The 10,603-nt window shown below is 70.4% G+C and carries 10 protein-coding genes and 1 pseudogene; 8 read left to right on the top strand and 3 right to left on the bottom strand.

What is annotated here, in order from left to right:
- Positions 1-112: pseudogene (locus CRT23_RS26565) on the top strand (porin family protein); the annotation flags it as partial.
- Between the two features lie 218 nt (positions 113-330).
- A complete protein-coding gene (locus CRT23_RS26570) occupies positions 331-1,092 on the top strand; it encodes a DUF2076 domain-containing protein (protein ID WP_103712516.1) in 762 nt (253 codons plus the stop codon).
- A gap of 81 nt (positions 1,093-1,173) precedes the next feature.
- Here the strand turns inward: CRT23_RS26570 and CRT23_RS26575 are convergent, their stop codons facing one another.
- Positions 1,174-2,028, bottom strand: a complete 855-nt coding sequence (locus CRT23_RS26575) for a L,D-transpeptidase (RefSeq protein ID WP_103712517.1) — start codon at positions 2,026-2,028, stop codon at positions 1,174-1,176.
- Between the two features lie 247 nt (positions 2,029-2,275).
- On the opposite strand from CRT23_RS26575, the gene CRT23_RS26580 reads away from it, so the two are divergent.
- The 4 genes from CRT23_RS26580 to moaD all read left to right on the top strand — a co-directional run bounded on the left by CRT23_RS26580 (position 2,276) and on the right by moaD (position 6,144).
- Positions 2,276-3,010 carry a chemotaxis protein gene (locus CRT23_RS26580; RefSeq protein ID WP_103712518.1) on the top strand — a complete coding sequence of 245 codons (735 nt, stop codon included), beginning with the start codon at positions 2,276-2,278 and terminating at the stop codon, positions 3,008-3,010.
- 90 nt (positions 3,011-3,100) lie between these two features.
- Entirely contained in the window at positions 3,101-5,221 is a 2,121-nt protein-coding gene (uvrC, locus tag CRT23_RS26585; protein WP_103712519.1) for an excinuclease ABC subunit UvrC, read from the top strand.
- A 58-nt stretch (positions 5,222-5,279) separates the two neighbouring features.
- Positions 5,280-5,879, top strand: a complete 600-nt coding sequence (gene pgsA, locus CRT23_RS26590; RefSeq protein WP_055948933.1) for a CDP-diacylglycerol--glycerol-3-phosphate 3-phosphatidyltransferase — start codon at positions 5,280-5,282, stop codon at positions 5,877-5,879.
- A gap of 13 nt (positions 5,880-5,892) precedes the next feature.
- Positions 5,893-6,144 (top strand): molybdopterin converting factor subunit 1, encoded by a 252-nt coding sequence (moaD, locus tag CRT23_RS26595; RefSeq protein WP_103712520.1) that lies wholly within the window; start codon positions 5,893-5,895, stop codon positions 6,142-6,144.
- Between the two features lie 76 nt (positions 6,145-6,220).
- On the opposite strand, the gene CRT23_RS26600 is transcribed toward moaD, so the two are convergent.
- Entirely contained in the window at positions 6,221-7,168 is a 948-nt protein-coding gene (locus CRT23_RS26600) for a metal ABC transporter substrate-binding protein (protein WP_103712521.1), read from the bottom strand.
- 180 nt (positions 7,169-7,348) lie between these two features.
- Here CRT23_RS26600 and CRT23_RS26605 point away from each other — a divergent pair, with 180 nt between their 5' ends.
- Entirely contained in the window at positions 7,349-9,130 is a 1,782-nt protein-coding gene (locus CRT23_RS26605; RefSeq protein ID WP_103712522.1) for an ABC transporter transmembrane domain-containing protein, read from the top strand.
- A 55-nt stretch (positions 9,131-9,185) separates the two neighbouring features.
- Positions 9,186-10,226: an aldose epimerase family protein gene (locus CRT23_RS26610; protein WP_103712523.1), complete on the top strand. Its 1,041-nt coding sequence runs from the start codon at positions 9,186-9,188 to the stop codon at positions 10,224-10,226.
- Between the two features lie 27 nt (positions 10,227-10,253).
- On the opposite strand, the gene CRT23_RS26615 is transcribed toward CRT23_RS26610, so the two are convergent.
- Positions 10,254-10,603, bottom strand: a 350-nt coding sequence (locus tag CRT23_RS26615; protein ID WP_280952023.1) for a DNA translocase FtsK, incomplete at its 5' end; no start/stop codon positions are given.

Genomic DNA, 10,603 nt, shown 5'->3' on the forward strand with positions numbered 1-10,603 from the left:
CGTCACCACCACCAGCCCGGGCGTCGTCCTGGTCAGCGGCGGCCGTCAGGTGCGCGACACCGAGTTCGCCGTCGTCCGCGCCGGCCTGAACTACAAGTTCGGCTCCTACTAGGATCCGACCCGATCGCGCCCCTTCGCCGGGCGCGCATCTTCAGGAAAGCCCGGCCGCAAGGCCGGGCTTTTCCGCGTTCTGGGCAGATTCGAAATCGGTCCATGCATCCGGGACGGCAAAGTTTGCGTTGAACCCCTGACAAAGGCCGGCGGCACCCCCCATCTGTGACCCGCCCGTGCGGGTGGTCACCCGCCGGCTTGCCCCAGGAGGACAACTCCATGAACAGCGAAGAACGCGACGTCATCGGCGGCATTTTCCAGCGCCTGGAGCAGGCTTCGAGCCAGCCCCGTGACGCGGAAGCCGAGCGCTTCATTGCCGACAAGATCCGGGCACAGCCCTACGCGCCCTACGCCATGGCGCAGCTGATCTACGTGCAGGAAGAGGCGATCAAGAGCCTGAACGAGCAGCTCGAGCAGCTGCGCCGTGCGGGTCAGCAGCAGCCGCAGGGCGGCGGCGGCGGCTTCCTGTCCAGCATCTTCGGCGGCGGTTCGTCCGCCCGCCAGCCCGAGCCGCCGCGCCAGGGCGGCGCCTGGGGCAACCAGGGCGGCCAGCCGGGCTACGGACAGCCGCAGCAGCCGGGCTATGGCCAGCCGCAGCCGGGCTACGGACAGCAGCCGGGCTATGGCGGCCCGCAGCAGGGCGGCCCGTGGAGCGGCCAGCAGGCGGCACCGGCCCGCGGCGGCGGCTTCATGGCGACGGCACTGCCCATGGCGGCGGGTGCCGCCGGCGGCATGCTGCTCGGCAGCGCCCTCTCCAACGCCTTTGCGGGGGGCCATTCCCAGCTCGGCAGCGCAGCAGCGGCCGGTCTCGGCGGCGCCCCGAACATCACCGAGAACAACTTCTTCGGCGGCAGCGGCAACGAGGATCTCGGCTCGGCCCTCGGCGGCGGCAACGACCTCCAGGACGCGTCCTTCACGGACGACTCCGGCGGCGACTTCGGGGGCGACCTCGGCGGCGGCGGGGACGACGACTGGGTCTGATTCCACAAGGACGAAGCGCCGGCGCCTCGATGGGGCGCCGGCGCTTCTCGTTTCAGGGCCCCGGTCGTGAGGCCTGAGCCGTCACAGGACCTCGACCCGCGTGCCGACGGGCGTGCGTTCGTAGAGATCGATGACATCCTCGTTCATCATCCGGATGCAGCCGGAGGAGACGTTCTGCCCGATCGTGTGCGGCTCGTTGGTGCCGTGGATGCGGTAGAGCGATGAGCCGAGATAGAGCGCCCGCGCGCCGAGCGGGTTGCCGGGACCGCCGGCCATATGGCGCGGCAGGTCCGGACGACGCCGGATCATTTCCTCGGGCGGCGTCCAATCCGGCCATTCCCGCTTCTGGCTGATCGTCTTCAGGCCCGACCAGGCGAAGCCCGGCCGGCCGACGCCGATGCCGTAGCGGATCGCCTGGTGCCCGGGTTGGACCAGATAGAGGAACTTGCCGGGCGTATCGACGACGATCGTCCCCGCGCGCTGCGGTCCATCGAAGGCGACGACCTGGCGGGCGTAGCGGGGATCGGGCGCGCGGGCGATGGCCTCGACCGCCGGCTCCACGGCCTGGGCCGACGGCAGGGCGGCGAGGCGGATCGGCGTCCGGACGGGCGCTGCGGCGACCGGTGGCGCGTACGAGGGTTCGAAGCGCTCCTCGGGAACCCGGTCGCCGGAGTGGAGCATGCGCGGCGTCGGGGCGACACCGTAAGCGCGGGATGCGGGGTCGAGCGCCTGCGCATCGGCGAGGCGGTTGCCCGAGACGTAGCGGACCGGGGCCGGCGCGGCCGGGCGCGCTTCCGGCCCGCTTCCCAGCATGTACTCGATGAAGCCCCCGCCATAGGCGCCGGGCCGGGCCGATCCCTGCGACTGCGCCTGTGCCCCCTGCCCCGCCAGTCCCACCGTCAGGCAGGCCACGGCCACGCACCAATCGAACCGCATGCTCGTCAACGCTCCAAGCCTCGGTCGAACCCGTCCGCGGGTCCGACATGCCCGGAGGATCGGGGCCCCGAACGAGGACCCGGTGAAGGAACATGGTGAATCGTTCAGCCCGGTGCGGCTTCGAACAGTTCCTCGGATTCAGCGTGAACGGCCGGTAAAGGTTGCTGGCCGGTTGCGACGTTCAAGAAATCGCAATGAGTTGGCGGCATCGTCACCGGGCTTCACTCTTTCCGGCTGATCGCGACCGATGACTCTCAAACGTTACCGCATCGAGGAAAGCCTCGGGCTCGCAGGTCCCGCCGTGGCCAACGAAGCCGCCGTCTCGTCGGAGGCGGTAACCCTGAACAACAAGCGCCTCGAGGAGATCCTCTCGGCGATCCAGGATCTTCGGAAGGTCACGCAGACGAGCACCGTCGAGACGATCGACGCCTGCCGGCGCGAGCTCAACGAAGCCTTCGCGATGCGGTCCGAACTCGACATCATGAAGGATGCGATCACCCGCACCAAGCAGGAGATCGCGACGCTCTACCGCTCGGAGAATACCGGCAAGGGCATGCGCCGCGTGGCGGGCGAGCTCGACGCCGTCGTCGACTCCACCGAGCGCGCCACCAGCACGATCCTGGGCGCGATCGAGGAAATCGAGACCAACGCCAGCATGCTGCGCGCCATGACCACCACCATGGCGGGACGCGAGAACATCGACGCGATCCTCGACCGCGTCGTGGTCGCCTTCGAGGCCTGCAACTTCCAGGACCTCACCGGCCAGCGCATCAACAAGATCGTCGGCGTGCTGAAGTTCATCGAGGAGCACCTCGACCGGATGATCGAGGCCTGGGGCGGCCTCGACAGCTTCAGCGAGCTGCTGGGCGCCCATCCCGCCAAGATCGACATCGACGACGAGAGCTCGCTCCTCAACGGGCCGAAGCTCGATGACGATATCGGCCACGTCGACCAGGGCGACATCGACGCGCTCTTCGACTGAGGCGACGGGGCCTCGTCGCCCCGCCCGCCGCCTGGATCGCCCCTTCCCTCGCCCCTTCCCTCGCCTCTCCCCGAGGCTTAAGTCAGCGGCATGAGCCGCGCGCCCGCGAAAGACCACGCCTCGAAAGATCTGCCGCCTGACGGCTTCGACGACCAGGACGGCCTGCAGGATGGGTTCTCGCAGGACGGGTTCCCGCAGGACGGCGGCCGGGAGGACGACGCCGAGGAGGCGCTCGACCTCGCCCAGGCCGACGACGCCCCCGAGATCGACTTCGATTTCGAGGAGGGCGCGGTCAAGGCCGGCACCGAGGTGATCCGGCGGTTCTGGACGACCCTACCGACCTCGCCCGGCGTCTACCGGATGTTCGACGACAAGGGCGACGTGCTCTACGTCGGCAAGGCCAAGAACCTCAAGGCGCGGGTCGGCTCCTACGCGCGGGGCCAGGCCCATTCCAACCGCATCGCCCGCATGATCTCGCAGACGGCGGCGATGGAGTTCGTCACCACCGCCACCGAGACCGAGGCGCTGCTCCTCGAGGCCAACCTCATCAAGCAGCTGAAGCCGCGCTTCAACGTGCTGATGCGGGACGACAAGTCGTTTCCCTACATCCTCGTCACGGCGGATTCGGAAGCGCCGCAGATCATCAAGCACCGCGGCGCCCGGCGCCGGAAGGGCAGCTATTACGGCCCCTTCGCCAGCGTCTGGGCGGTGAACCGCACGGTGAACGCCCTGCAGCGGGCCTTTCTCCTGCGCACCTGCACGGACAGCTACTACGAGAACCGCACCCGGCCCTGCCTGCTCTACCAGATCAAGCGCTGCTCCGGGCCCTGCACGGGCGAGATCGACCTCGCCGATTATCGCGCGCTCGCCGACAACGCGAAGAGCTTCCTCGCGGGCAAGTCGAACGCCGTGAAGGACCGCATGCGCGAGGAGATGCAGGACGCCTCCGAGAAGATGGAGTTCGAGCGCGCGGCCCGGTTCCGCGACCGCATCGCCGCCCTGTCGGCGATCCAGGGGACGCAGGGCGTGAACACCCAGGGCGTCGAGGAGGCCGACGTCTTCGCCCTCGACGAGCAGGCGGGCCAGTTCTGCATCGAGGTGTTCTTCTTCCGCAACTTCCAGAACTGGGGCAACCGCGCCTACTTCCCCAAGGCCGACCGCACCATGACGCCGGACGAGGTCCTGGCCTCGTTCATCGGGCAGTTCTACGACGACAAGCCGGCGCCGCGCAGCGTCCTGGTCTCGCACGCCATCGAGGATGCGGAACTCCTGGCCGCCGCCCTGTCGAGCCGCACGGAGTACCGGGTCGAGATTCACCAGCCCCAGCGCGGCGAGCGCAAGAACCTCGTCGAGTACGCCCAGCGCAACGCCAAGGAGGCGCTGGGCCGGCGCCTCGCCGACACCGCCTCGCAGGGCAAGCTCCTGGTCGCCCTCGGCCAGTCCTTCGGGCTCTCCGGCACGCCCCGGCGGATCGAGGTCTACGACAACTCGCACATCATGGGCACGAACGCCGTCGGCGGCATGATCGTCGCCGGGCCGACGGGCTTTGCCAAGCAGCATTACCGCACCTTCAACATCAAGTCGGAGGAGCTGACCCCGGGCGACGATTATGGGATGATGCGCGAGGTGCTGCAGCGCCGCTTCAAGCGCCTCGTCAAGGAGAACCCGCGCACCGCCCGGGAGGCCGCGATCGCGGCAAGCGAGGGCGGGGCCGAGGCGCCGGTGCCGGAGGCGCCGCCGGAGAGCGACACCCTGCCGGCCTGGCCCGACCTCGTGCTGATCGACGGCGGCAAGGGGCAGCTGGACGCTGCCCGGACCGCCCTGGAGGAGATCGGCGTCACCGACGTCGCCCTGGTGGGCATCGCCAAGGGCCGCGACCGCGACGCCGGGCGCGAGACGTTCTTCGTGCCCGGGCGCCCCCCCTTCAAGCTGCCGCCGCGCGATCCGACCCTGTACTTCGTGCAGCGCCTGCGCGACGAGGCGCACCGCTTCGCCATCGGCAGCCACCGGGCCAAGCGCAAGCGCGAGATGGTGCGGAACCCCCTCGACGAGATCGCGGGAATCGGCCCCAGCCGCAAGCGCGCGCTGCTGCACCACTTCGGCACCGTGAAGGCGATCCAGCGCGCGGCGTTCGAGGATCTGGCGAAGACCCCGGGGGTCAACGCCGCCACGGCGCGCGCCGTCTACGACTTCTTTCACACCCATGCGTGACGAGATCGGCGGGTCCGAGCGGTTGACCCCCACCGCCGCACATGGTTTCACGCCTGCGATGAATCCCGTCCTCACCCGCCGCCGGTCGCCAGCCTGGACGCTCGCGAACTGCCTGACCTACGGGCGGCTCGTGGCGGTGCCGGTCGTGGTCGCGCTGCTGTACTGGCCCACCGAGCCCAGCGCGCGCTTCGGCGCCCTGGCGGTCTACATCCTGGCGGCGATCACCGACTACCTCGACGGCTACGTGGCGCGGACCTACGACCAGAGCTCGGCCCTCGGGCGGATGCTCGATCCCATCGCGGACAAGCTGCTGGTGGCCGCCTGCCTGCTCATGCTGGCCGCGGACAACACCATCGTGGGCTGGACCCTCTGGGCCGCCATCGTGATCCTGTGCCGGGAGATCCTGGTCTCGGGCCTGCGCGAGTATCTCGCCGAGCTGAAGGTCGGCGTTCCGGTGAGCAAGGTCGCCAAGTGGAAGACCACCGTGCAGCTGATCGCGATCGGCTTCCTGGTCGCCGGTCCGGCCGGGGAAACGATCCTGCCGGGCACGATCCAGACCGGAACCGTCCTCCTCTGGATCGCCGCCGCGCTGACGCTCTATACCGGCTGGGACTACCTGCGCGCCGGCATCAAGCACGTCATCGACGACCCGCGCTGAGGGACACCACGCGATGAAGCTCGTCTATTTCGCCTGGGTGCGCGAGCGCGTCGGCAAGGCCGAGGAGACCGTCGACCTCCCCGCCGGGATCGTCACGGTCGCGGATCTCATCGACTGGCTGCGCGGCCGGGGCGAGGAATACGCCTACGCCTTCGAGACCACCGGCATCGTCCGCGCGGCGATCGACCGGGTCCATGCCAAGCCGGACGCACCGATCGCCGGTGCCGCCGAGATCGCGTTCTTCCCGCCGATGACCGGAGGCTGATCCGGCCCTCGGTCGACCGGACGGAGACCCGTATCCGCCGAGCCCGCCCGACGCTTGAGCGAAACCGGGCCTGGATTCAGCGCTGGCCCAGGGCCGCGGTGAAGGCCGCGAGGTTGTGGCGCATCATCGCCACGTAGGTCGGCGCGGGCCCGTCCGGCCCGGACAAAGCGTCGGAGAAGACCTTGCCGCCGATCACGGCACCGCTCTCGCGGGCGATCTGCTGCATCAGGCGCGGATCGCTGATGTTCTCCAGGAAGACGGCCGGGATCTTCTCCTGGCGAATCTGGCGGATGATCCGGGCGACGTCGCGCGGGCTCGCCTCGCTGTCGGTGGACACGCCCTGGGGGGCGATGAAGGTGAGGCCGTAGGCGGCGGTGAAGTACCCGAACGCGTCGTGGGTGGTGATGATCCGGCGCTGGGCCTTCGGGATCGCAGCGATCCCCGTCCGGACCTCGCCCTCGAGGGCGTCGAGGGAGGCGACATAGGCCTTCGCGTTGTCGGCATAGGCCGCGGCATGGTCCGGGTCGATCCGCACCAGGGCATCCCGGATGTTGCCGACGTAGATCCGCGCATTGGCGATGCTCTGCCAGGCATGGGGATCGTCGTGGTGGCCGTGCGCGTGACCAGGCCCGTCATGCCCGTGGCCGTCATCCTCGGCCTCGATCGGCTTGACCCCGGCGGAGGCGACGATCACCGGCGCCTTGGTGCCGGAGGCCTTGATCAGCCGGTCGATCCATCCCTCGAGCCCCAGGCCGTTGACCACGACGAGCCTGGCATCCGCCAGGGTCCGGGCGTCGCTCGGCGCCGGTGCATAGCCGTGGGCATCCGCGTTGGGCTGCACCAGGGAGGTCACGGCGACATGGTCCCCGCCGACCTGGGCCACCAGGTCGGCCAGGATCGAGAAGGTCGCGACGGCACGCAGCTTCGTCTCCGCCGCCGAGACCGGACCGACCAGGCCGAGCAGGAGCACGAGGGCGGCAGGCAGGCCGAAACGCGGGCGCGGGAACAGGAGCCGGAGCGGCATCGGAGACGATCCTTTCGGTAAGCTCCCTCGCTCTACTGTAACATTATCACATTTCCTAGCCGGGCCGCGGAGCGTTCCCCCGTGGCTTTCGCTTGATCTCGCCGGCGGGCGGACGCAAACACCCCCGCAGTCGCGGCCCCTGCGCCGACTGGCGGGCATGACACGGAAAGAGCGGACCAGATGGCGCGACGGGCGCTTCCCAAGAGCGACATCCTTCCCCTCCTCGGCCGGGTCTGGCGGGAATGGCTGCGTCCGCACCGGGCGACCCTCGCGCTGGTTCTGGTGCTCATCGCCATCGTGGGAGCGGCGACGGGCCTGTACCCGACCCTGATCAAGCTCGCCTTCGACGCCTTCGACCGCAAGGATATGGGCGCCCTCGCCTACGGCCCGGTGATCGTCATCGCGATCACGTCGATCCGCGGCTTCGCGCTGTTCGGCCAGAACGTCCTGACCAACCGGGTCGTCACCCGGGTCGAGGCCGACATGCAGGCCGCCCTCTACGGACACCTCATCGACTCCGATCTCGCCCAGCTCGGGCGCGAGAGCCCGGCCGCCTTCACCCAGCGCTTCACCACGGATTTCGCCTTCATCAAGGAGGCCCTGACCCGCATCTCGACGGTGCTCCTGCGCGACATCGCCATGCTGATCGCCCTGGTGGCGGCCCTGGTCTGGATGGATCCGATCCTCACCCTGGTGGCGGGCGTGGTGGTGCCGTTCGTCGCCGGCCCGATCGGCCGGGTCGGCAAGAAGCTGCGCCGGGTCTCGACCGCGACGCAGGAGCGGATGGGCCTCACCGCCAGCCTGATCACCGAGAGCCTGCAGGGGGCCCGCATCGCCAAGACCTACGCCTTGGAGGGCTACCTCAAGGGCCGGGCGCGGGGCGCCTTCGACGAGGTGCGCCGCCTCAAGATGAAGGCCGCCAACGCCCGCGGGCGCCTCGATCCGCTCCTCGAGATCGGCGGCGGCTTCGCGGTGGCCGCAGTGCTGGCCCTGGTCGGCCAGCGCGTGACCTCGGGCGACCGCACCGTGGGCGACTTCACCGGCTACGTCACCGCGCTGCTCCTGGCCTCGCAGCCGATCCGCACCCTGGGCACCCTCAACGCGATCCTTCAGGAAGCCGGCGCCGCCCTGCAGCGCTACTTCGCCCTCATGGACGAGGCGCCGCAGATCCGCGACCTGCCGGGCGCGCCCCCGCTGCAGGTGGCGGGGGGCGAGATCCGCTTCACCAGCGTGCAGTTCCGCTACCGCGCCGACGCGCCGGCCCTGGAGGGCATCGACCTCACCGTCCCGGCCGGGGCGACGGTGGCCCTGGTCGGGCGTTCGGGTTCGGGCAAGTCCTCCCTCCTCAACCTCGTGCCGCGCCTCTACGACGTGACCGAGGGCGCGGTGCGCATCGACGGGCAGGACATCCGCAGCGTCTCCCTCGCCTCCCTGCGCGCGGCGGTGGCCGTGGTCTCGCAGGACGTGGTCCTGTTCGACGACACCATCGCGGCCAATATCGGCTTCGGCCGGCCGGGAGCGACCCGTGCCGAGATCGAAGCGGCGGCCGAGGCGGCGGCGGCCCACGGCTTCATCAGTCGCCTGCCGGAGGGCTACGACTTCCCGGTCGGGCCCTCGGGCGGCCGCCTCTCGGGGGGCGAGCGCCAGCGCATCTCCCTGGCCCGCGCCTTCCTCAAGGACGCCCCGATCCTCCTCCTCGACGAGGCGACGAGCGCCCTCGATTCCGAGTCGGAGCGCCTGGTCCAGGACGCGCTCCTGCGCCTGATGCGGGGCCGCACCACCCTGGTCATCGCGCACCGCCTCTCCACCGTACGCGATGCCGACTGCATCGTCGTGATGGAGGCCGGGCGGATCATCGAGACGGGACGCCACGAGGCGCTGGTGACGGCGGGCGACGCCTATGCCCGGCTGCACCGGATGCAGCTCTCCGGCGACGCCGAGGACGCCGTCGTACCGGCCTGACGGGACCGATCCGCCCGCCGCGCGTTGAGCCGGCCGGAGCGGGACTCGGACGTCGATGCGCACAGAGCCTTTCGGAACCACGGCGGACGGCGCAGCCGTGACGCGCCATACCCTTACGCGGGGCGACCTGCGGGTGCAGGTGCTCGATTACGGTGGGATCGTCAGCCGGATCGACGTTCCGGACCGCAGGGGCCGCGTGGCCAACGTCGTCCTCGGGGCCGCCGACCTCGCCGGCTACGTCGCGAGCGACGCGCATTTCGGGGCCCTGATCGGGCGCTACGCCAACCGGATCGCAGGCGGGCGCTTCAGCCTCGACGGAGCGGTCCATCAGCTGCCCCGCAACCAGGGCCGCAACACCATGCATGGCGGGCCGGAGGGCTTCGACCGGCGGGTCTGGCGGGTCGAGGCCGCCGACGCGGCCAGCCTCACCCTGGCCTACCGGTCCGCCGACGGCGAACAGGGCTTCCCGGGCAACCTCGACGTCACCGTGACCTACCGCCTGGGAGACGACGGCAGCCTGGCCATCGCGTATGCGGCGGTCACCGACCGGCCGACGATCGTCAACCTGACCAACCACAGCTACTTCAACCTCGCCGGCGAGGACGCGGGCAGCGCCCTCGGGCACATGGTCACCCTCGCGGCGGATGCGGTGCTGGAGACGGATGCCGAGCAGATCCCCACGGGCAGGATCCTGCCCGTGGCCGGGACGCCCTTCGACTTCCGGACGCCGACGGCGCTCGGGGCGCGCATCCGGACGGCGCACCCGCAGCTCGCCCTCGCTCACGGCTACGACCACACCTACGCGCTCGGCGGCGACGGGACCCTGCGCGCGGTGGCGCAGGCGGTCGATCCGGCGAGCGGGCGCAGCCTCACCGTGGCGACGACGCAGCCGGGGCTGCAGCTCTACACCGCGAACATGCTCGATGGCACGGTGACGGGCTCGGGCGGCGGGCTCTACCGCGCGGGCGATGCCGTCTGCTTCGAGGCCCAGGGCTTCCCGGACGCCCCAAACCACCCGGCCTTTCCCAGCACCGTCCTGCGACCGGACGCGCCGTTCCGGGCGACCACGACCTATCGGTTCGGCACCGTTCCATAGGGCGGCCGTCCGGCGCCGCGGCACTGCTCAGCCGTGATGCGCGTCCGGCTCGACCAGGATCTCGCGCTTCCCGGCATGGTTGGCCGGGCCGACGATGCCCTCGATCTCCATCTTCTCCATCAAGGAGGCGGCGCGGTTGTAGCCGATCTGCAGGCGGCGCTGGATGTAGGAGGTCGAGGCCTTCTTGTCCCGCAGCACCACCTGCACCGCCTGGTCGTAGAGGTCGCCGCCGGACTCGCCGAAGCTGCCCTGGTCGAAGACCGCGCCGTCCAGCTCGATCTCGTCGGCGCCGCCCTTTCCGCCCGCCGCACCGTCCTCCTCCGCCGTGACGGCCTCGAGGTAGGACGGCCGGCCCTGGCGCTTGAGGTGGGCGACCA

This window comes from Methylobacterium sp. V23 (assembly GCF_002917135.1).
Lineage (GTDB): Bacteria > Pseudomonadota > Alphaproteobacteria > Rhizobiales > Beijerinckiaceae > Methylobacterium.

Bases quoted from the DNA above. Each gene is read 5' to 3' on its own strand.
- CRT23_RS26570 (WP_103712516.1), top strand. From the start codon at position 331: ATGAACAGCGAAGAACGCGACGTCATCGGCGGCATTTTCCAGCGCCTG.
- pgsA (WP_055948933.1), top strand. From the start codon at position 5,280: ATGAATCCCGTCCTCACCCGCCGCCGGTCGCCAGCCTGGACGCTCGCG.
- CRT23_RS26605 (WP_103712522.1), top strand. From the start codon at position 7,349: ATGGCGCGACGGGCGCTTCCCAAGAGCGACATCCTTCCCCTCCTCGGC.
- CRT23_RS26600 (WP_103712521.1), bottom strand. From the start codon at position 7,168: ATGCCGCTCCGGCTCCTGTTCCCGCGCCCGCGTTTCGGCCTGCCTGCC.
- CRT23_RS26610 (WP_103712523.1), top strand. From the start codon at position 9,186: ATGCGCACAGAGCCTTTCGGAACCACGGCGGACGGCGCAGCCGTGACG.
- CRT23_RS26580 (WP_103712518.1), top strand. From the start codon at position 2,276: ATGACTCTCAAACGTTACCGCATCGAGGAAAGCCTCGGGCTCGCAGGT.
- CRT23_RS26575 (WP_103712517.1), bottom strand. From the start codon at position 2,028: ATGCGGTTCGATTGGTGCGTGGCCGTGGCCTGCCTGACGGTGGGACTG.
- moaD (WP_103712520.1), top strand. From the start codon at position 5,893: ATGAAGCTCGTCTATTTCGCCTGGGTGCGCGAGCGCGTCGGCAAGGCC.
- uvrC (WP_103712519.1), top strand. From the start codon at position 3,101: ATGAGCCGCGCGCCCGCGAAAGACCACGCCTCGAAAGATCTGCCGCCT.